The organism is Streptomyces atratus (assembly GCF_900119365.1).
GTDB classification, from domain to species: domain Bacteria; phylum Actinomycetota; class Actinomycetes; order Streptomycetales; family Streptomycetaceae; genus Streptomyces; species Streptomyces atratus_B.
Genome location: NZ_FPJO01000046.1, coordinates 12820 through 32775, shown reverse-complemented (window position 1 = coordinate 32775; position 19956 = coordinate 12820). Strand labels below are relative to the sequence as shown.

Here is a 19956-nt window from a genome sequence, read left to right as displayed (position 1 = left end):
TTCGGCGGCTGGACCTGGTCCGGTGGCTTCGGTGAGGCCGCGAAGAACCCGGCCGCGTTCGCCGAGTCCTGCTACAACCTGGTGGAGGACCCGCGCTGGGCCGATGTCTTCGACGGCATCGACATCGACTGGGAGTACCCCAACGCCTGCGGCCTGACCTGCGACACCAGCGGCCCCGCCGCGCTCAAGGGCCTCACCACCGCGCTGCGCTCGAAGTTCGGCAGCAACAACCTCGTCACGGCCGCCATCACCGCCGACGGCTCCGACGGCGGCAAGATCGACGCCGCCGACTACGCCGGCGCCGCCCAGTCCCTGGACTGGTACAACGTGATGACGTACGACTTCTTCGGCGCCTGGGACGCCAAGGGCCCGACCGCCCCGCACTCCCCGCTCACCTCGTACAACGGCATCCCGAAGGCCGGCTTCAGCTCCGCCGACGCCATCACCAAGCTGAAGGCCCAGGGCGTCCCCGCCTCCAAGATGCTGCTCGGCATCGGCTTCTACGGCCGCGGCTGGACCGGCGTCACCCAGGACGCACCCGGCGGCACCGCCACCGGCGCCGCCCCCGGCACCTACGAAGCCGGCATCGAGGACTACAAGGTCCTCAAGAACAGCTGCCCGGCCACCGGCACCGTCGCCGGCACCGCCTACGCCCACTGCGGCGCCAACTGGTGGAGCTACGACACCCCGGCCACCATCGCCACCAAGATGAACTGGAAGAACCAGCAGGGTCTCGGCGGCACCTTCTTCTGGGAGCTCAGCGGTGACACCACCGACGGAGAGCTGATCAGGGCGATCGACTGAGGGCCGTCCGCTCCCCCGGAACACTGATCCGAGGCCGCGCGGCCGGGCGATCCGCCCGGCCGCGCGGTGTTTCACGGGGGCGCCATGTTGCATGATCATGCGAAGTGATGCATAGTCTTGCCATGTCCAAAGTCCTCACCTCCCTCCCCACCGGCGAGCGCGTCGGCATCGCCTTCTCCGGCGGGCTCGACACCTCCGTAGCCGTCGCCTGGATGCGCGACAAGGGCGCCGTCCCCTGCACGTACACCGCCGACATCGGCCAGTACGACGAGCCCGACATCGCGTCCGTGCCCGGCCGTGCCTCCGCGTACGGCGCCGAGATCACCCGGCTCGTCGACTGCCGTGCCGCGCTGGTCGAGGAGGGGCTGGCGGCGCTCGCCTGCGGCGCGTTCCACATCAGGTCGGGCGGGCGCCCGTACTTCAACACCACACCGCTGGGACGTGCCGTGACCGGCACGCTGCTGGTGCGGGCCATGCTCGAGGACGGGGTGCAGATCTGGGGCGACGGCTCCACGTTCAAGGGCAACGACATCGAGCGGTTCTACCGGTACGGGCTGCTCGCCAACCCCCACCTGCGGATCTACAAGCCGTGGCTGGACGCGGACTTCGTCACGGAGCTCGGCGGCCGCAAGGAGATGTCCGAGTGGCTGCTCGCGCACGGGCTGCCGTACCGGGACTCGACGGAGAAGGCGTACTCCACGGACGCCAACATCTGGGGCGCCACGCACGAGGCCAAGACCCTGGAGCACCTGGACACCGGCGTCGAGACGGTCGACCCGATCATGGGCGTGCGGTTCTGGGACCCGTCGGTCGAGATCGCCGCGGAGGACGTGACGATCGGCTTCGACCAGGGCCGCCCGGTCACCGTCAACGGCAAGGAGTTCGCCTCCCCCGTCGACCTCGTGATGGAGGCCAACGCGATCGGCGGCCGCCACGGTCTCGGCATGTCCGACCAGATCGAGAACCGGATCATCGAGGCCAAGAGCCGCGGCATCTACGAGGCGCCCGGCATGGCGCTGCTGCACATCGCCTACGAGCGCCTGGTCAACGCGATCCACAACGAGGACACCCTGGCCGCGTACCACAACGAGGGCCGGAGGCTCGGCCGGCTGATGTACGAGGGCCGCTGGCTGGACCCGCAGGCGCTGATGATCCGTGAGTCGCTCCAGCGCTGGGTCGGCGCGGCCGTCACCGGCGAGGTGACGCTGCGGCTGCGGCGCGGCGAGGACTACTCGATCCTCGACACCACGGGCCCGGCGTTCAGCTACCACCCGGACAAGCTCTCCATGGAGCGCACCGAGGACTCGGCGTTCGGCCCGGTGGACCGGATCGGCCAGCTCACCATGCGGAACCTGGACATCGCCGACTCGCGTGCGCGGCTGGAGCAGTACGCGGGCCTCGGTCTGGTCGGCACGGGCCACCCGACGCCGATCGGCGCCGCACAGGCCGCCTCGACCGGCCTGATCGGCGCGATGGACCAGGGCGGCGCCCAGGCGATCGCCTCGCGCGGCGAGGCCACGGACGAGGAGACGATGCTGGACCGCGCCGCGATGGAGTCCGGCACGGACTGACACCGGCCACCGGTCGTACGCACCGGGCAGCGGGCCCCGGCGGATTCGGTTCCGCCGGGGCCCGCTGCCGTGCCGGACACCCGCGACAGCGGGACACGCCGACAGGCCCCTCACGCCATGTTCCGGCAGGACGGAAGCGACTTCGACGTCATCGGCGGTTCACCCACCGCTGATGAGGTGATCGTCGTCGGTGCTTCCCGGCCGACCGGATCAAGGAGATCTCCATGCCCAGACAGCGCCTGTCCCGCAGTCACCTGACAGCCACCGGTGCGGTCCTCGTCGCCGCCGCCACCGCCGCCGTCGCCCTCACGGCGTCGGCCGGTGCGTACGGCGCCAAGGAACACGCCGAGGACGCCGTCAAGGGCGGCAAGGCGAAGAACGTCATCCTGCTCATCGGTGACGGCATGGGCGACTCGGAGATCACCCTCGCCCGCGACTACACCGTGGGCGCGGCGGGCCGCCTGAACATGGACAGGTTCCCGCTGACCGGCGCGTACACGACCTACGCGGTACACGCCGACGGCACGCCCGACTACGTCACCGACTCCGCGGCCAGCGGCACCGGCTGGGCCACCGGCGTGAAGACCGTCAACGGGCGGATCTCCAAGACGCCGGGCACCGACAAGGCCGTGCCGACCATTCTGGAACTGGCGCAGAAGGGCGGCTACGCGACCGGCTCGGTGACCACCGCCGAGCTGACCGACGCGACCCCGGCCGTCCTCGCCTCGCACGCCACCGACCGCTCCTGCCAGGGCCCCGCCGACATGGCCAAGTGCCCCACCGACACCATCGCCAAGGGCGGCCCCGGCTCCATCGCCGAGCAGAGCGTCAACCACAAGGTCGATGTGCTCCTCGGCGGCGGCAAGCAGCGCTTCGACCAGAAGGTGACCGAGGGCAGGTACAAGGGCCTGACCGTCACCGAGCAGGCGCGGAAGCTGGGTTACCAGGTCGTCACCGACAACGCCTCCCTGAAGGCGGTCAAGGGCGGCAAGCCGGTGCTCGGCCTCTTCGCACCCGGCAACGTCCCCACCGAGTGGACCGGCAAGGCCGCCGCGGTCGGCGGGACCGACCCGCAGCGCTGCGTCACCTCCAACCCGAACCGGCCCGCCGGCACCCCGAACCTCGCCGACCAGACCGCCAGGGCCATCCAGCTCCTGGAGGCGAAGCAGAAGCGGAACCACAGCAAGAAGGGCTTCTTCCTCCAGGTCGAGGGCGCCTCGATCGACAAGCAGGACCACGCGGCCGACCCGTGCGGCCAGATCGGCGAGACCGCGGCGTTCGACCGCGCGGTGAAGACGGCCCGCGCGTATGCCGCCAAGCACCCCGACACCCTCGTGGTCACCACCGCCGACCACGGCCACAGCAGCCAGATCGTGCCCCTGGAGGCCCAGCCGCCCGGCCTGACCTCCACGCTGGTCACCGACGAGGGCCAGCAGATCAAGGTCAACTACTCGACCAACACGCCCGGCCAGTCGCAGGAGCACACCGGCACCGAGGTCCGGATCGCGGCGCAGGGCCCGCAGGCCTACCGGGTCCTGGGCGTCACCGACCAGACCGAGCTGTTCACCACGATCCGCGAGGCGCTCCGGGTGCGCTGACAACCCCGGCGTCCGTCCCCCGGTCCCTTCGGCAGGCTGCTCGTGCCGACGGGGCCGGGGGACGGCACATGCTCACAGCAGGCCGAAGGACCTCAGCACCCGGCGCTGAACCGGTGTCGGCCGGGCGGGCCAGTACAGGTAGCACACCCCGCCCGTACCGCTTCTGACCTTGCCGTTCGCGTCGTAGCGCTTGGTGCGGAGCCAGATGTTCTCCCATTCCCGGCGCTTGTAGACCCGGCGCACGGCCTCGTTGTTCGGTGAGGCCGGGTCGTTCGCGATCACGTCGCCGTCCGCGGTGAACCCGATCACGGTCATCAGGTGGCCGGAGGTCCCGTACCCCGCGCCGGTCAGCTCCTCCTTGAGGAAGGACTGCGACGTTATGGCCGGGATGCCCGCGCGGATCAGCGTCTCCAGGTCCGTGAGCGAGCCCAGCCGGGTCACCGCCGCGCTCATCTCCTCGTACGTCGCGGCGTAGGCGGCGTTGAACGGCCAGTTGCCGCAGCCCTCGTACTGGTAGTCGTAGGTGAACCGGGCGGCGTGGCAGACCTGCGGGTCGGCCAGGCCGGGCTTGACCCAGGCGAGGTCCTCGGCGGTCGGCCGGCGTCCCCAGTACTCGATGATCATCTGCGAGGAGGTGGGGCTGCACCAGGCCTCGCCGCCGTTGTCGTACTCGGGGTACTGGCCCGCGTGGACGTTCTGCGAGTAGCGCGGCACCCGCAGCTCGCGGGCGAGGCCGGGGGTGCTGGCCGGCACGGTGAAGCGGTCGGGGACGTCGGAGGCCATCGCGCCGAGCCGCCGGACCGTGGGCGTCAGCCGGGTGCCCGGGGTGCGGTGGAGGGTGAGCCGCAGCCGGTACGAGACCAGGCGCAGTCCGCTCGCCGGATCGTCCACCGAGAAGGTGTCGGTCCAGACGGAGCTCTTGCCGTCGGTCTGGTCGTCGACGGAGGTGCGGCGGATGTCACCGTCACCGGCGGCCCAGCGGCCCATGACGTACCAGGGCGTCGAGGCGCCGTCCGAGTAGCGGCCCTGGAGCTCGATCTGGATCCAGGTGCCCGCCGGAGTGTCCGCGTTCCAGGAGGCGATCACCTCGGTCGCCGGGACGGTGGACCGGTGGACCGGCGAGGTCCAGGTCGCGTACTCCCAGGCGGCGGTCGTGCCGGTGTGCGGATCGGTGTACTCGGTGCGGCCCTCGGCGTGGCCGATCACCAGACCGGGGCGGCGGCCCGCGACGGCACGCGTCCCGGCGCCGGAGCCGGCGCGCCAGTCGGTGCAGGTGTGCCAGGAGCTGTTGTCCACGGCAGCGCCCGCCGAGGGGGCTCGGGGCGGGGAGGCGGCGGCCGCGGGGCCGGCGGACGACACCGCGCCCGCGGTGGCCGCTGCCGCGAGCGCGGCAGTCAGCACGGTTCTGCGTGAGGTCGGTCGGTTCATGGGCGGGACCCCCGGTCGTCAGCGGAATGGGGCTTGCAGGTGCACGACAGTTCGCCAACTATTGCGGGTCGTTGCCGGATCCGGCCAGCGATTCGGCTCGCGCCGGTAAACCAATATTGGTCTGGTCCACTGGCGTGACCTGCGGCTGCTCCGGAGCGGCTCGTAGGCTGGTGGGCATGAACGACCTCTCACCCCTCGCCGCGCGGCTGCGCGCCCTGCCGCCGTCCTGCGGGCCGGTGCGGCTGATCGCCGTCGACGGCCACGCGGGGTCGGGGAAGAGCACCTTCACCGGCCGCCTGGCCGCCGCGCTCGGCGACGCCCCGGTCCTGCACCTGGACGACATGGCCACCCACGAGTCCTTCTTCACCTGGGCGGAACGGCTGCGGGAGCAGGTGCTCGGGCCGCTGGAGCGCGGCGAGTGCGCACGGTACGCGCCGTACGACTGGACCGCGCGGAACTTCGGAGCGCCGCGCGGCCTGGAGCCCGCCCCGGTGGTCCTGATCGAGGGGGTCGGGGCCGGCCGCCGGGCGCTGCGGCCTTCGCTGGCCCGGCTGTTGTGGATGGACCTCGCCGCCGCGGAGTCCTGGGCGCGCGGCCGGCGCAGGGACGGGCCGGCGCTCTCGGACTTCTGGGACGGGTGGACGGCAGCCGAGACGGAGCACTTCTCGGCCGATCCTTCACGTCCCCACGCGGACACTCTGGTACGGCAGTTGCCGGTGGGTTACGCGTTGTCGAAGGGGCCCGGAACAGCAGCAGGAACGAACCATTCCGTCACCGAACGTGAGCGCGACTCGCCGTCGTGCTGAATGGTGAGAAATCGCCCCGGAAGTACCCCAACTCCGCTTGACCCAGGGGCGGTACAGGTCTTACGTTCTCATTGTGCGGCTTTTCGGAGCCCCCACGGACACGAAGCCCCCGATTGTTCCCCCGTGATCGGGGGCTTCGTTCTGCCCTCGCACCCCCTCCCGTATACCGGTACGAGGCATTCCGCTCACCCTGGGTCACGGTCTCCCTTCTGCTGCGGCGCTCTTAGTCGCACACTCCCTGCGCAGGTACGATGCCTCTCGGTGCGGTCAATTCCCGTCCGCGGCAAAGTGATTCGGTGCGCCCCGGTGGGCAGAATCGTGCGGCGCGACATCCTGGGGGCACGGTTTGTGGGGGACCAGATGGACATCGGCACGCAGGGTGCGCAGGCCCCGGCCGACCTCGCCTGGCTGCGTGGCGTGGACGCCTACACCATGGGCGCCTACCCGCAGGCCGAGGAGGAGTTCAGGGCCGCGGTCCGTCTCGACCCCGGCATGGCGGACGGCTGGCTCGGCCTCCATGCGCTGAGGGTCGACACGACGACGGCGCTGCTGCGCATGTACCGCCATCGCGAGCGCTTCGGCGAACAGCGCACCCGCCATCGGCGCACGCTCAACTCCTGGTACTGGCTGGGCTGGTGGGTGCAGCCGGTGCTGGAGAACGCCCGCGATCTGCTGCTCGCGCACGCCTCGCACTGGCTGGACGGCCGCCATGTCCCCGAGCTGGACCGGGCGCTCGCGGGCCTGCCGCCGGTGGACGCGGACCCGCAGGTGCGATTCCTGCATGCCTGTCGCTCGTACCTGGTCAAGGACTGGGAGCAGCTCGTACGCAACACCGAGCAGCTGATGGACGATCCGCTGCTCGGCATCGAGGCGGGGCTCTTCGGCGGAATGGCGCGGGTGCGCCTGGAGATGTACGGGCAGGCCGAGCCGCTGCTCGCCACCGCCCTGATGCGCTGCCGCAGCGAGCAGCCACAGCGCAAGGAGCTGCGGTACTGGCTGGCCCGCGCGCACGAGGGCACCGGCCGCAGCGCCGCCGCCCTGCCGCTCTACCGGGCGGTGCACCGCATCGACCCCGCCTTCATGGACACCTCGGCGCGGCTCGCCGCGATCGCGGACTACGACGGTCTGGAGGGCTCCGACGAGGCCGCGGGGCTGGCCGCCGTGTCGCTGGCCGGGCTCGGAACGGACGGCACAGTGTCGGAGGCGCAGCCGGACGCGGATCCGCTGCTCGGCACCGATCCGGTGGACGGCCGGGAGCCGCGCTCCGGTGGCGAGACGCCCGGTCTGCCGGGCCTCGGAATGCCGCCGCCGTCCGGCGGGACGCGGCGCAGGGCGGCGGTGCCGGGACAGCCGCCGTCGCCGTTCCCGGCGGGGCCCAGCGATCCGGTGCTGCTCGCCGAGGCGCTGGCCGAGCTGGAGCGGATGGTGGGTCTGGAGCCCGTCAAGCGCCAGGTCAAGGCCTTGTCCGCGCAGCTGAACATGGCGCGACTGAGGGCCGGTCAGGGGATGCCCGTGCAGCCGCCCAAGCGCCATTTCGTCTTCTCGGGCCCCTCCGGCACCGGCAAGACCACGGTGGCCCGCATCCTGGGCCGGGTCTTCTACGCGCTGGGGCTGCTGGGCGGCGACCATCTGGTCGAGGCCCAACGGGCGGATCTGGTGGGCGAGTTCCTCGGCCAGACCGCGGTCAAGGCCAATGAGCTGATCGACTCGGCGCTCGGCGGGGTGCTCTTCGTCGACGAGGCGTACAGCCTCGCCAACAGCGGCTACAGCAAGGGCGACGCGTACGGCGACGAGGCCCTGCAGGTCCTTCTCAAGCGGGCGGAGGACAACCGGGACCATCTCGTCGTCATTCTCGCGGGCTACCCGGAGGGCATGGACCGGCTGCTGGCCACCAATCCGGGGCTCTCCTCGCGGTTCACCACCCGGGTGGACTTCCCGAGCTACCGGCCGCTGGAGCTCACCTCGATCGGCGAGGTGCTGGCCGCGGAGAACGGCGACGTGTGGGACGAGGAGTCCCTGGACGAGCTGCGTTCCATCAGCGGCCATGTCGTCGAGCAGGGCTGGATCGACGAGCTCGGCAACGGACGGTTCCTGCGCACCCTGTATGAGAAGAGCTGCGCCTACCGCGATCTGCGGCTCTCCGGCTACGCGGCGGTGCCGGGCCGGGATGATCTGGCCACCCTGCGGCTGCCGGACCTGATGCAGGCGTACGGCGAGGTGCTGTCCGGCCGCGGGCCGGTGGACCGGGGTCCGCAGGAGCCGCCGATCCTCTGAGCCCGGTTGCCGGAGGGAGCTCCTCCGGCAACCGGGAGGCGCTGCTAGGGCGTGTTTTAGAAGTCCCGCCTGTCTCGCGGGGTCTGACACGCACGCTCGCCGCGTTGCCGAAATGCCCTGGTAGCTCCGCTACAAGGGCACCCCGGCGCCTTGCGATCGCACGCGCCAGACCCCGCGGGACCCGCCCTCCGGGCGGACGACGCTACTTCTAGAACACGCCCTAGCGGACCGACGCGGTGAGTTCGCCGTAGCCGGTCGTCGTGCTCGCCGGCTCCGCCGCGCGGCGCGGCACCGCGACCCGGTGGGCCGGGTCGCGCACCTCGCCCACGAGCATCTCAAGGACGTCCTCCATGGCGACCAGGCCGAGGATCCGGCCGGACGCGTCGGCGACCTGTGCCAGGTGCGTGGCCGCCCTGCGCATCACGGTCAGGGCATCGTCCAGGGGCAGCTCGGCCCGTACGGTCGCCATCGGGCGCCATACGTGCTGGGGGACGGCCCGCTCGCCGTCCTCCAGGTCCAGGACGTCCTTGACGTGCAGATAGCCCATGAACGGACCGCCGCCCTCCGCGCACACGGGGAAGCGCGAGTAGCCGGTGCGTACGGTCAGCTCCTCGATCCGGTGCGGGGTGACGGACGGGTCCACGGTCACCAGGGCGGCCCGGCGCAGCAGCACGTCGGTGACCGGCCTGCTGCCCAGCTCCAGTGCGTCCTCCAGCCGCTCCTGCGCCTCCGGCTCCAGCAGTCCGGCCTGGCCGGAGTCCTCGACGAGCCGGTTGAGCTGCTCGCTGGTGAAGACGGCCTCCACCTCGTCCTTCGGTTCGACGCCGAAGATCCGCAGCACCAGCCGGGCGCAGGCCCCCAGTGCGGCGGTGACCGGGCGGCAGAGCCGGGCGAAGCCGACGAGGCCGGGGCTGAGCCAGAGCGCGGTCTTCTCCGGCGCCGCCATCGCGAGGTTCTTCGGGACCATCTCGCCGATGACGAGGTGGAGGAAGACCACGAGGGCGAGTGCCAGGACGTAGCCGAGCGGGTGGACGAGGCCCTCGGGCAGGTGGACCGCCTGGAAGACCGGCTCCAGCAGATGGGCGACGGTCGGTTCGGCGACGGCGCCGAGGGTCAGTGAGCAGACGGTGATGCCGAACTGGGCGGCGGCCATCATCTGCGGCAGGTTCTCCAGGCCGTACAGCACCTGGCGGGCGCGGCCCGACCCGGCCGCCGCGAGGGGCTCGACCTGGCTGCGCCGTACGGATACGAGGGCGAACTCGGCACCGACGAAGAAGCCGTTCGCCAGCACGAGGAGCGCGGCGAAGAGCAGTTGGACCAGGCTCATCGCACGGCCTCCAGGACCTCTCGGGTCACCGGGGCGGTCCCGGCGCCGGGACCGGCCGGCTCGGCCGTGCGGACGAAGCGGACCTTCTCGGCGCGGTAGTGGCCGACCTGGCGGACCGAGATCCGCCAGCCGGGCAGCTCGGCCCGGTCGCCGGGGGCGGGGATGCGTCCCAGCAGATCGGCGACGAGTCCGGCCACGGTCTCGTACGGTCCGTCGGGGACGTCGAGTCCTATCCGGCGCAGGGTGAGGACCCGGCAGCTGCCTTCGGCGTCCCAGGCCGGGCGGCCGTCCTCGGGGGCGGCGGGGGCCAGTTCGGGCCGGTCGGCGCCTTCGGCGTCGTGCTCGTCCCGGACCTCGCCGACGAGCTCCTCGATGATGTCCTCGAGGGTGACGACCCCGGCGGTGCCGCCGTACTCGTCGACCACGACGGCGATCGGCTGCTCGTTGCGCAGCCGCTGGAGCAGCTGTTCGACGGGCAGGGTCTCGGGGACCAGCAGCGGCGGCACGGCGATCCGTCCGGCCGGGGTGCGCAGCCGGTCCTGGGCGGGCACGGCGAGTGCGTCCTTGAGGTGGATCATGCCGACGACCTCGTCGATCCGCTCCCGGTAGACGGGGAAGCGGGAGAGGCCGGTGGCGCGGGTGAGGTTGAGGACGTCCTGCGCGGTCGCCGAGGACTGCAGGGCGCTGACCTTCACCCGCGGGGTCATGACGTGCTGGGCGGTGAGTCCGGCGAGCGACAGGGTCCGTACGAAGAGGTCCGCGGTGTCCTGTTCGAGGGTGCCGGCCTCGGCCGAGTGGCGGGCCAGGGAGACCAGCTCCCCGGGGGTGCGGGCGGAGGCCAGCTCGTCGGTGGGTTCGACGCCCAGCAGTCGTACCAGCCGGTTGGCCACGGTGTTCAGCAGACTGATCACCGGCCGGAACACGGCGGAGAAGCGGTGCTGGGGGCCGGCGACGAACCGGGCGACCTGGAGCGGCCGGGAGACCGCCCAGTTCTTGGGCACGAGTTCGCCGATCACCATCTGGACGGCGGAGGCCGCCATCATCCCGATCACCACGCTGACGCCGGGTACGACGCCGTCGGGCAGCCCGGTCGCGGTGAGGGGGCCCTCCAGCAGCTGGGCGAGTGCCGGCTCGGCGAGCATGCCGACGACCAGTGAGGTGATGGTGATGCCGAGCTGGGTGCCGGAGAGCTGGAAGGAGAGTTCACGCAGGGCTTCGACGACGGTGCGGGCCCGCCGGTCGCCCTCGGCCGCGGCGCGCTCGGCGTCCGGCCGCTCCACCGTGACGAGGCCGAACTCGGCCGCCACGAAGAATCCGTTGGCGAGGATGAGAAGGAATGCCGCGCTCAGAAGCAGCAGGGGGGTGGTCATGCCGCCGCCTCCGGGGAAGGGGCGGCGCAGGTACTACCGGACGATCCGTCCATTGCTGGAAGGAGTCACTCCTTGGGTCGCAGGAAAGCCCCGCCGGTCTCGTTTCTCATGGACCTCTGGTGCGGGGCGGGGCGCACAGGGACACCGCCGCCCTCCAGAGTAATCAAGAAGCGGCCGTACGGGGCAGAGGGCTCAGCCGATGTCCGTTCCGGTGCCGTGGTTCTCGGCGAGGGCGCGGAGCGTACGGGCGTCGCGGATGGCCTGCTGCTTGGCGATTCCCGGCTGGATGCCGAGGGCGGGCATGCTGGTCCCGTCGCTCAGGTCGAGAAAGACCCAGGGGTCACCCACACGCAGGTTGACCCGGAGGATCTCCGCCCAGGACAGGCGGCGCGTCCGGGTGAGATTGACCACGGTCACCCCGTCCTCGGTCGCGACGATCTTCGGACGGCTGAGCAGCGCCAGCACTCCGAAGAACAGCAGCGCCGTGAAGACGAAGCTGGCCCGCTCCCCCGGGCTCAGTTGCTCCAGGGTCATGGCGACGGCGGTGATGACGAGGAACATCGCCGCCCCCACGGTCAGCAGGACCACCCGGGTTCGGGTCGGCCGGAACGTGACCGGGAGGGTGGGGAGTTCGGGCCGGGGTGCGGGGGCGGACATGATGTTCTTCTGTCTTCCGGGTGGGCGCCTGGCCGTCAGAGGCGGCAGGCGTGGATGGCGGTGGTGAGGATGGCGCGGGCGCCGAGGTCGTACAGGTCGTCCATGATCCGCTGCGCCTCCCGGGCGGCGACCATGGAGCGGACGGCGACCCAGCCCTCGTGGTGCAGCGGCGAGATGGTCGGCGACTCCAGGCCCGGGGTGAGGGCGACCGCGCGCTCCAGGTGCTCGACGCGGCAGTCGTAGTCCATCATCACGTAGGAGCGTGCGACCAGGACGCCCTGGAGGCGGCGGAGGAACTGCTGCACCTTGGGGTCGTCGTCGGGGGCGCCGGTGCGGCGGATGACGACGGCCTCGGACTTCATGATCGGCTCGCCGATGACTTCGAGCCCCGCGTTGCGCAGGCTGGTGCCGGTCTCCACGACATCGGCGATGACCTGGGCGACACCGAGTTCGATGGCGGTCTCGACCGCGCCGTCGAGGTGGACGACGGAGGCGTTGACGCCGACGTCGGCGAGGTGCTTGGCGACGATGCCCTCGTAGGAGGTGGCGATCGTCATGCCGTCGAAGTCCTGCGGGCCCTGGGCCGTGCCGGGCTTGGTGGCGTAGCGGAAGGTGGAGCGGGCGAAGCCGAGCTGGAGGATCTCCTCGGAGTCGGCGCCGGAGTCCAGCAGCAGGTCGCGGCCGGTGATGCCGATGTCGAGCCGGCCGGAGCTGACGTAGATCGCGATGTCGCGCGGCCGCAGGTAGAAGAACTCGACCTCGTTCTCGGGGTCGACGAGGACGAGTTCCTTGGACTCCTTGCGCTGCTGGTATCCGGCCTCATGGAGCATCGCCATCGCAGGCCCGGAGAGTGAACCCTTGTTGGGGACGGCGATGCGCAGCATGAGGTCAGGTTTCCTTTGCGAGGAGGGAGTCTTCTGCGGACATACGTGGTGCGGGGGTGGTGCTCAGAGGTGGGCGTAGACGTCGTCGAGCGAGATCCCGCGGGCGACCATCATCACCTGGACGTGGTACAGCAGCTGGGAGATCTCCTCGGCGGCCGCGTCCTTGCTCTCGTGCTCGGCGGCCATCCAGACCTCGGCGGCCTCTTCGACGACCTTCTTGCCGATGGCATGGACTCCCTTGTCCACGAGCTCGGCGGTACGGGAGGTGGAGGGGTCGCCGTTGGCGGCCTTGAGCTGCAGCTCGGCGAAGAGCTCTTCGAAGGTTTTGTTCGCCATGATGGTCTCAGAGTACGGGGTCCGTGCCCTGCGCTCAGCGCCAGGGCTCGCTGACCGTGCGCAGCGTCGCGGCGGTGGCGACGGCCGCGGTGACCGCTTCGTGCCCCTTGTCCTCGTTGGAGCCTTCCAGGCCGGCCCGGTCGAGCGCCTGCTCCTCGGTGTCGCACGTGAGTACGCCGAAACCGACCGGGACCCCGGTGTCGACGGCGACCTGGGTGAGGCCGTTGGTGACGCCGTGGGAGACGTACTCGAAGTGCGGTGTGCCGCCGCGGATGATCACGCCGAGGGCGACGATCGCGTCGTAGCCGCGGGTCGCGAGGACCTTGGCCACGACCGGGAGTTCGAAGCTGCCGGGCACCCGGAGCAGGGTCGGCTCGTCGATGCCCAGCTCGTGCAGGGCGCGCAGGGCGCCGTCGACGAGTCCGTCCATGACCTTCTCGTGCCACTGCGCGGCGACGACCGCCACGCGCAGGTCACCGCAGTTGCGTACGGACAGTTCGGGTGCGCCCTTGCCGCTCATGTCTCTCCTACCGCTCGTTTCCGTGATCTCACTGGTTGCCGCAGGTCGACGCCGTGGCGGTGTCGAGCCAGGGCAGGTCGTGCCCCATGCGGTCGCGCTTGGTGCGCAGGTAGCGCAGATTGTGTTCACCGGCCTGGACGGGCATCGGCTCGCGGCCGGTGACGGCGAGTCCGTGCCGCAGGATCGCGGCCGTCTTGTCGGGGTTGTTGGTCATCAGCCTGAGGCTGTGGACACCGAGGTCCTTGAGGATCTGGGCGCCGGCCGCGTAGTCCCGGGCGTCGGCGGGCAGGCCGAGTTCCAGGTTGGCGTCGAGGGTGTCGACGCCGCGCTCCTGGAGTTCGTACGCGCGGAGCTTGGAGAGCAGGCCGATGCCCCGGCCCTCGTGGCCGCGCAGGTAGACGACGACGCCGCGGCCCTCCTCGGAGATCCGGCGCATGGACGCGTGCAGCTGGGGACCGCAGTCGCAGCGCTGGGACTGGAAGATGTCACCGGTCAGGCACTCGGAGTGGACCCGGACCAGGACGTCGCCGCCGTCGCCGAGGTCGCCGTGGACCAGGGCGACGTGCTCGACGCCGTCGGTGGTGGAGCGGTAGCCGTACGCGGTGAACGGGCCGAAGCCCGTGGGCAGCCGCACCTCGGCCTCGCGGCGGACGGTCGGCTCCGCGCTGCGGCGGTAGGTGATCAGGTCCTCGATGGAGATGATCGTGAGGCCGTGCTTGCGGGCGAACGGGACCAGCTGGGGCAGCCGCAGCATCACGCCGTCCTCGCCGGCGATCTCCACGATGGCCCCGGCGGGCCGCAGTCCGGCGAGCCGGGCGAGGTCGACGGCGGCCTCGGTGTGGCCGTTGCGGACCAGTACGCCGCCGGAGCGGGCGCGGAGCGGGAAGATGTGGCCGGGCCGTACGAAGTCGCCGGGGTCGGCCTCGCCGCCCGCCAGCAGCCGGAGCGTGGTGGCCCGGTCGGCGGCACAGATGCCGGTGGTGACGCCGTGGGCGGCGGACGCGTCGACGGAGACGGTGAACGCCGTGCGCATCGACTCGGTGTTGTGGTCGACCATCTGCGGCAGTTCGAGCCGTTCCAGCTCGTCGTTCTCCATGGGCGCGCAGATCAGGCCGCGGCATTCGCTCATCATGAACGCGACGATCTCGGGGGTGGCCTTCTCGGCCGCGACGACGAGGTCGCCCTCGTTCTCCCGGTCCTCGTCGTCGACGACCACGACGGGCCGTCCGGCGGCGATGTCACGGATCGCCTGCTCCACGGGGTCCAGACGGAGGTCCTCGGCGGCGTCCTCGTGTTCCCGGTGCAGCCAGGTGGGCTGGGCAGTCATGCCGTGGCTCCTTCCAGAGCGGGTGTCCGCGAACGCAGCCACCAGTCGCGCATGCCCCACAGGACGAGGGCGCCGTACACGACGTAGATGAGACCGGAGAAGGCGAGTCCGCTGTGGAAGTTCAGCGGTACGCCGACCAGGTCGACCAGCAGCCAGGCGAACCAGAACTCGACCATGCCGCGAGCCTGGGCGAGCATGGCGACGAGGGTGCCGGCGAATATGTACGCGTCCGCCCACGGGCTCCAGGAGAGCGAGGGGAACGCGGTGAACAGGCCGCCGACCGCGAGGGTGCCGAGGGCGGCACCGCCCAGCAGGTAGCCGCGCTCGCGCCAGGTGGCGAACCGTACGGCGATGGAGCCGTCCTGGGCCTGCTGCCTGCCCCGGGTCCACTGCTGCCAGCCCCAGACGGCCACGGCGATGACGACGAGCTGCTTGCCGACGCTGCCCGCCTGGTGCACGGAGGCGTTGGCCGCGACCAGGACGACGCCGGACAGCAGCTGGGCGGGCCAGGTCCAGATCGAGCGGAGCCAGCCCAGGGTCAGGGCGATCAGACCGACGGTGTTGCCGATCATGTCGGACCAGATGATGTGCTGTCCGAAGACGGTGAACGCCTCCGAGTTCAGCCAGTTCAGGGCGGTCACTTCGCCGGCTCCTCGGGCTCCTGCGCGGGGTGGCCGAGCAGCCGCTCGACGTACTTCGCGATGACGTCCACCTCCAGGTTGACCGGGTCGCCGGGCTCCTTGATGCCGAGCGTGGTCAGGGCGAGGGTGGTGGGGATGAGGCTGATGGTGAAGTAGTCGGGTCCGGCCTCCACGACGGTGAGGCTGACGCCGTCCACGGTGATCGAGCCCTTCTCCACCACGTAGCGGGCCAGTTCCGCGGGGAGGGAGACCTTCACGATCTCCCAGTTCTCGGAGATCCTGCGCTCGACGATGCGCCCGGTGCCGTCGACATGGCCCTGGACGATGTGTCCGCCGAGCCGGCCGCCGACCGCCATGGGGCGTTCCAGGTTGACCCGGGACCCGGTGTCCAGGGCGCCGAGGCTGGACCTGTTGAGGGTCTCGGCCATCACATCCGCGGTGAACTCGCCGTCGCCGAGGTCGACGACGGTGAGGCAGACGCCGTTGACGGCGATGGAGTCGCCGTGCCTGGCGCCCTCGGTGACCACGCGGCCGCGCAGGCGGAATCGGGAGGCGTCGCCGAGCTTCTCGACGGCGGTGACCTCACCCAGTTCTTCGACAATTCCGGTGAACACTCAGTTTCCCTTCCGGGCAGGGCCGGGGACGGCGGTGATGCGCAGATCGGGGCCGATACGGACGGTCTCGGTCACATCGAGGCGCAACGCCTCGGCGATGGTGGAGATTCCGGCGTCGGCGAGGGCCGCGGGGCCTGCGCCGAGAAGCACGGGGGCGAGATAGCCGACGACCTTGTCGACCGTTCCCGCGGCGACGAAGGCCCCGGCCAGGGTCGGGCCGCCTTCGAGGAGTACGGAACGGATGCCGCGCCCGTGCAGGGCGCGGAGGAGGGCGGGAATGTCCAGGCCGGGGCCGGTGGCGGCGCGCGGCAGCCGCAGGACGGCCGCCTGCGGCAGGTGCCGGGCGTCGGCGTCCTCGGCGACGGCGATCAGGGTGGGTGCGGTGCCGTCGAGGACGCGGGCGCCGGGGCGTACGGCGGTGGCGCCGGTGTCGACGACCACCCGCAGCGGCTGCACGGCGTCCTCGATGCGGCGTACACCGAGCTGCGGGTCGTCGGTGCGGGCGGTGCCGGAGCCGACCACGACGGCGTCGGCCTCGGCGCGCAGCCGGTGGACGTCGGCGCGGGACTCGGGGGAAGTGATCCAGCGGCTGGTGGCGTCGGCGGCCGCGATCCGGCCGTCCAGGCTCGCCGCGTACTTCCACAGGACGTACGGGCGGCCCAGGCGCACCGAGGTCAGCCAGGCGGCGTTGCCCGCCTCGGCCTCGGTCGCGAGGAGCCCCTGCTCGGCCTTGATCCCGGCCGCGCGCAGGGTGTCGGCGCCGCCGGTGGCCTGCGGGTTCGGGTCGCCGACCGCGTAGACGACCCGGGCGATCCCGGCGTCGATCAGCGCCTGGGCGCAGGGGCCGGTGCGGCCGGTGTGGTTGCAGGGTTCGAGGGTGACGTAGGCGGTGCCGCCGCGGGCCCGCTCGCCCGCGTCGCGCAGGGCGTGGATCTCGGCGTGCGGTCCGCCGGCCCGCTGGTGGAAGCCCTCTCCGGCGTGGCGGCCCGCGGCGTCGAGGACGACGCAGCCGACGACGGGGTTGGGGCTGGTGGAGCCGAGACCGCGGGCGGCGAGCGTGATCGCACGGCGCATGGCGGTGATGTCGGCTGCGGTGTCCACCGGGTCCTCCTGCCTCTTCGGGCACGGACTCCGGGGCCTGTCGATGACGACAGATGAAGCGGGAACGCCACGGGGGAACGCCGAAAATGCCGGAGAACACGGATGGACCGGTTGCCCGAAAACCATCCGCCGACGGCGGCGTACCCGCGAAAACGGCCCGCCGCGCACTGCCTCCCATCCGGACTTTAACCGTCGGTCCAGGAATCCCACCTGGTCAACCGGCCGCTGGATGCGGACGGGTCGCGGACTATAACCGCCGGTTCGGAATTGCACCGACCCCGGAGTGCGCTGCTGCTGGTACACGATCAGTGTGCCACGCCCGGCGGCGGGCCATACGGGTGAGCGCCTGTGGACTGGCTCACAGGTCGGCGCGGGCGAGGGGGCGCCCGAAGAAGTCGACACTTAAAGGTCCAGACCTATCGACGCAGTGGTCTAGTCCTTTTGATCTCTGCGTCACCTCCGAGGAGCGGTCCCGCGGTGTGCGCACATCCGGGGCATCAACACGACCCATCCTCTTGCCAGTTGTGTTCTGCCGAACCTACCGGGAGGAACCGAACGCGCTGTCCCCACCCGTGCGAGAGCCACCCTGCTCGCAGTCGGCGCAGCAGTCGCCGGACTGCTGATGGGCTCGCTCGCCGCCACCCCGTCCGCCGCCGCCGACCAGGAGTCCTGTCGCCCCGACGGGCTCTACGAGACGCCCGGTGTCGCCGTCCCCTACTGCTCCGTCCACGACACCGAGGGCCGCGAGAAGATGGGCGCCGACCACCAGCGGCGGGTCATCGGATACTTCACCGACTGGCGGACCGGCAAGGACGGCAAACCCGCTTATCTCGTCCCCGACACCCCCTGGGACAAAGTCACCCATTTGAATTACGCGTCCGCCCATGTCGACGGCGGCAACAAGCTCTCGGTCGGCGCCGACGGGCCGGACAACGCCTCGACCGGCATGACCTGGCCGGGTGCCGCGGGCGCCGAGATGGACCCGGACCTCCCCTACAAGGGTCATTTCAATCTGCTCAACAAGTTCAAGAAGAAGTACCCGAACGTGAAGACCATGGTGTCGGTGGGCGGCTGGGCCGAGACCGGTGGCTACTTCGACGACAGCGGCAAGCGCGTGGACGAAGGGCGAGGAGCCCGGCTCCACCGGTAACTGGGGGCAGGACCTCGGAGCCTGCTGACCATTCCTAGCCAGCGCGCATGAGTGAGTCCTGGACCCACACACGCGCGCTGGGCGCATCCCGAACGGTATTGGATGCACTCGGTCGCCGCGTTCTCGTCCCGTTCGGCGGCACGCCTCCGGGGGCGTGGTCCGTGGGGGGCGGTTTCCGTCGGACTCGCTCCAGCTCACCAAACCGACAGCAGCTCACCACCTTCCCCGTACCGCCCGGCGGTGACCGGATCGCCCCTGGTCACCGCCGGTCTCTCCCCTGCCGACCGGCCGTCCGGGGACTACCCGGCCGGCGTGAACAGCTCATCCTGAGCCGCCTCCCGGGCGGTGAGCAGCGCGCCGCGGAGCACCGCCGCGCCGCCCAGCCGCCCGGCCCTGACCTCGGTGCGCAGCGGTGACATCAGGGTCAGCCGCTCCTCGACCCGGGCCGCGAGCGCGTCGCCGCCCGCGTGGCCGACCTCGCCCGCCAGCAGCACACAGCCCGGGTCGAGGACCGCGGCGATGGCGGCGGCGCCGAGGGCGAGACGGCCGGCGAGCGCGTCCAGGAACCCCTCGCCGTCCCCCTCCCCCGCCAGCGCGGCCCGCACGGCGACGGCCGCGCCCGGTTCCTTGTCCCCCTCGGCGGTACCCGGCGGCACGGCGATGCCGTGGGCGGCGGCCAGTTCACAGACCGGGGCGGAGCCCACCAGCGCGTGGAACCCGCCGTCGCAGTTGAGGGCCGAGGGTGTGCCGGGAATGCCGGGCACCGGCAGGAAGCCGATCTCGCCCGCGCCGCCGGAGGCGCCGCGGCGGAGCTTCCCGTCCAGCATGACGGCGGCGCCGACGCCATGGCCGAGCCAGAAGAGCACGAAGGTGTCGCGGTCGGTGGCCGCGCCGCCGCGGTGTTCGGCGACGGCGGCGAGATTGGTCTCGTTCTCGACCAGCACGGTCGCGGGCAGCCGCTGCTGGAGCACCCGCACCAGCCGCCGGTGCCAGGCGGGCAGCCCGGTGGTGTCGCGCAGATCGCCGGTGACCGGGTCGATCAGGCCGGGTGCGCCGATGCCGACGCTGTGCAGCGGTCCGGCGCCGGCCTCGCGCGCGGTGCGTGCCAGCAGTGCGGCGGCCTGTTCGGCGGCGGCCTCGGTGCCGGTGTCGGTGCCGATGGGCAGGGTGGCCTCGGCGAGCGTGGCGCCGAGGAGGTCGGCGACGACCACGGCGACGCTGCCGGTGCGTACGTCGAGCGCGGCGAGATGGGCGCGGTCGGCGGCGATCCCGTACAGCCGGGCGTTGGGCCCCCTGCGCTCGGCGCCGGCCTCGCCGACGACACGGATCAGACCGGCCCCCTGCAGCCGTTCGACGAGGTCGGCGACGGTGGGCCGGGAGAGGCCGGTCAGGGTCTTCAGCTGGGCGGCCGTCAGCGGGCCGTCCTGCTGGAGCAGTCGCAGGGCGAGCCGGTCGTTGATGGCCCGTGCGGTGCTCGGTGATGCGGGCATGCCGGGATCCTTCCAGATCGCTGACGCACTGGTTGCACAGGCGCACTATTTATCAGGC

General features: G+C 71.5%; 17 protein-coding genes, 1 pseudogene and 1 riboswitch. Of the genes and pseudogenes, 6 read left to right on the top strand and 12 right to left on the bottom strand.

Annotation, left to right across the window (positions count from 1 at the left end; all coding sequences use genetic code 11):
- The 3 genes from BT364_RS36615 to BT364_RS36605 all read left to right on the top strand — a co-directional run.
- A partial coding sequence (locus BT364_RS36615; RefSeq protein WP_256260391.1) for a glycoside hydrolase family 18 protein occupies positions 1–804 on the top strand: 804 nt, incomplete at its 5' end.
- Positions 805–926: 122 nt separating this feature from the next.
- Positions 927–2375, top strand: coding sequence for an argininosuccinate synthase (gene argG / locus BT364_RS36610; RefSeq protein ID WP_072489494.1), 1449 nt, complete (start codon positions 927–929; stop codon positions 2373–2375).
- Positions 2376–2599: 224 nt separating this feature from the next.
- Positions 2600–3973, top strand: a complete 1374-nt coding sequence (locus BT364_RS36605) for an alkaline phosphatase (protein WP_072489493.1) — start codon at positions 2600–2602, stop codon at positions 3971–3973.
- Positions 3974–4045: 72 nt separating this feature from the next.
- Here the strand turns inward: BT364_RS36605 and BT364_RS36600 are convergent, their stop codons facing one another.
- Positions 4046–5401 carry a peptidase C39 family protein gene (locus BT364_RS36600; RefSeq protein ID WP_072489492.1) on the bottom strand — a complete coding sequence of 452 codons (1356 nt, stop codon included), beginning with the start codon at positions 5399–5401 and terminating at the stop codon, positions 4046–4048.
- Between the two features lie 176 nt (positions 5402–5577).
- Between BT364_RS36600 and BT364_RS36595 the strand changes: the two genes are divergently transcribed.
- Both BT364_RS36595 and BT364_RS36590 read left to right on the top strand, forming a co-directional pair.
- Complete coding sequence (locus tag BT364_RS36595; RefSeq protein WP_072489491.1) at positions 5578–6207, top strand: uridine kinase family protein; 630 nt, start codon at positions 5578–5580, stop codon at positions 6205–6207.
- Between the two features lie 360 nt (positions 6208–6567).
- The gene (locus BT364_RS36590; protein WP_177328375.1) at positions 6568–8481 is read left to right on the top strand and encodes an AAA family ATPase; all 1914 of its coding nucleotides are present in this window, start codon (positions 6568–6570) and stop codon (positions 8479–8481) included.
- Between the two features lie 220 nt (positions 8482–8701).
- Here BT364_RS36590 and BT364_RS36585 read toward each other — a convergent pair whose 3' ends face one another.
- From BT364_RS36585 to ribD, 10 genes are all read right to left on the bottom strand, one after another.
- Positions 8702–9808, bottom strand: a complete 1107-nt coding sequence (locus tag BT364_RS36585) for a hemolysin family protein (RefSeq protein ID WP_072489489.1) — start codon at positions 9806–9808, stop codon at positions 8702–8704.
- The gene (locus BT364_RS36580; RefSeq protein WP_072489488.1) at positions 9805–11178 is read right to left on the bottom strand and encodes a hemolysin family protein; all 1374 of its coding nucleotides are present in this window, start codon (positions 11176–11178) and stop codon (positions 9805–9807) included. Before BT364_RS36580 ends, BT364_RS36585 begins: the two co-directional genes overlap by 4 nt.
- Positions 11179–11370: 192 nt before the next feature.
- The gene (locus tag BT364_RS36575) at positions 11371–11835 is read right to left on the bottom strand and encodes a PH domain-containing protein (RefSeq protein ID WP_072489487.1); all 465 of its coding nucleotides are present in this window, start codon (positions 11833–11835) and stop codon (positions 11371–11373) included.
- A gap of 35 nt (positions 11836–11870) precedes the next feature.
- On the bottom strand, positions 11871–12719 hold the full coding sequence (hisG, locus tag BT364_RS36570; protein WP_072489486.1) for an ATP phosphoribosyltransferase: 849 nt from the start codon (positions 12717–12719) through the stop codon (positions 11871–11873).
- Between the two features lie 63 nt (positions 12720–12782).
- The gene (locus tag BT364_RS36565; RefSeq protein WP_018524273.1) at positions 12783–13055 is read right to left on the bottom strand and encodes a phosphoribosyl-ATP diphosphatase; all 273 of its coding nucleotides are present in this window, start codon (positions 13053–13055) and stop codon (positions 12783–12785) included.
- A 34-nt stretch (positions 13056–13089) separates the two neighbouring features.
- Positions 13090–13575, bottom strand: coding sequence for a 6,7-dimethyl-8-ribityllumazine synthase (ribH, locus tag BT364_RS36560; protein WP_072489485.1), 486 nt, complete (start codon positions 13573–13575; stop codon positions 13090–13092).
- A gap of 28 nt (positions 13576–13603) precedes the next feature.
- The gene (locus tag BT364_RS36555) at positions 13604–14902 is read right to left on the bottom strand and encodes a bifunctional 3,4-dihydroxy-2-butanone-4-phosphate synthase/GTP cyclohydrolase II (RefSeq protein WP_072489484.1); all 1299 of its coding nucleotides are present in this window, start codon (positions 14900–14902) and stop codon (positions 13604–13606) included.
- Positions 14899–15543 carry a nicotinamide mononucleotide transporter family protein gene (locus BT364_RS36550; RefSeq protein ID WP_072489483.1) on the bottom strand — a complete coding sequence of 215 codons (645 nt, stop codon included), beginning with the start codon at positions 15541–15543 and terminating at the stop codon, positions 14899–14901. Before BT364_RS36550 ends, BT364_RS36555 begins: the two co-directional genes overlap by 4 nt.
- Positions 15540–16157: a riboflavin synthase gene (locus BT364_RS36545; protein WP_072489482.1), complete on the bottom strand. Its 618-nt coding sequence runs from the start codon at positions 16155–16157 to the stop codon at positions 15540–15542. Before BT364_RS36545 ends, BT364_RS36550 begins: the two co-directional genes overlap by 4 nt.
- Positions 16158–17258: a bifunctional diaminohydroxyphosphoribosylaminopyrimidine deaminase/5-amino-6-(5-phosphoribosylamino)uracil reductase RibD gene (gene ribD, locus BT364_RS36540; protein WP_072489481.1), complete on the bottom strand. Its 1101-nt coding sequence runs from the start codon at positions 17256–17258 to the stop codon at positions 16158–16160.
- A 160-nt stretch (positions 17259–17418) separates the two neighbouring features.
- Positions 17419–17549: riboswitch (FMN riboswitch) on the bottom strand.
- A gap of 295 nt (positions 17550–17844) precedes the next feature.
- On the opposite strand from ribD, the pseudogene BT364_RS36535 reads away from it, so the two are divergent.
- Positions 17845–18384 (top strand): annotated as a pseudogene (locus tag BT364_RS36535) (glycosyl hydrolase family 18 protein); the annotation flags it as partial.
- Positions 18385–18707: 323 nt separating this feature from the next.
- On the opposite strand, the gene BT364_RS36530 reads toward BT364_RS36535, so the two are convergent.
- Positions 18708–19898 carry an ROK family transcriptional regulator gene (locus BT364_RS36530; protein WP_072489480.1) on the bottom strand — a complete coding sequence of 397 codons (1191 nt, stop codon included), beginning with the start codon at positions 19896–19898 and terminating at the stop codon, positions 18708–18710.
- Positions 19899–19956: the final 58 nt, after the last annotated feature.

Excerpts from the sequence above, each read along its gene's own strand:
- ribH (WP_072489485.1), bottom strand. The coding sequence starts at position 13,575 with ATGAGCGGCAAGGGCGCACCCGAACTGTCCGTACGCAACTGCGGTGAC.
- hisG (WP_072489486.1), bottom strand. The coding sequence starts at position 12,719 with ATGCTGCGCATCGCCGTCCCCAACAAGGGTTCACTCTCCGGGCCTGCG.
- BT364_RS36600 (WP_072489492.1), bottom strand. The coding sequence starts at position 5,401 with ATGAACCGACCGACCTCACGCAGAACCGTGCTGACTGCCGCGCTCGCG.
- BT364_RS36530 (WP_072489480.1), bottom strand. The coding sequence starts at position 19,898 with ATGCCCGCATCACCGAGCACCGCACGGGCCATCAACGACCGGCTCGCC.
- BT364_RS36580 (WP_072489488.1), bottom strand. The coding sequence starts at position 11,178 with ATGACCACCCCCCTGCTGCTTCTGAGCGCGGCATTCCTTCTCATCCTC.
- BT364_RS36605 (WP_072489493.1), top strand. The coding sequence starts at position 2,600 with ATGCCCAGACAGCGCCTGTCCCGCAGTCACCTGACAGCCACCGGTGCG.
- BT364_RS36565 (WP_018524273.1), bottom strand. The coding sequence starts at position 13,055 with ATGGCGAACAAAACCTTCGAAGAGCTCTTCGCCGAGCTGCAGCTCAAG.
- BT364_RS36590 (WP_177328375.1), top strand. The coding sequence starts at position 6,568 with ATGGACATCGGCACGCAGGGTGCGCAGGCCCCGGCCGACCTCGCCTGG.
- BT364_RS36585 (WP_072489489.1), bottom strand. The coding sequence starts at position 9,808 with ATGAGCCTGGTCCAACTGCTCTTCGCCGCGCTCCTCGTGCTGGCGAAC.
- BT364_RS36555 (WP_072489484.1), bottom strand. The coding sequence starts at position 14,902 with ATGACTGCCCAGCCCACCTGGCTGCACCGGGAACACGAGGACGCCGCC.
- BT364_RS36595 (WP_072489491.1), top strand. The coding sequence starts at position 5,578 with ATGAACGACCTCTCACCCCTCGCCGCGCGGCTGCGCGCCCTGCCGCCG.
- BT364_RS36575 (WP_072489487.1), bottom strand. The coding sequence starts at position 11,835 with ATGTCCGCCCCCGCACCCCGGCCCGAACTCCCCACCCTCCCGGTCACG.
- argG (WP_072489494.1), top strand. The coding sequence starts at position 927 with ATGTCCAAAGTCCTCACCTCCCTCCCCACCGGCGAGCGCGTCGGCATC.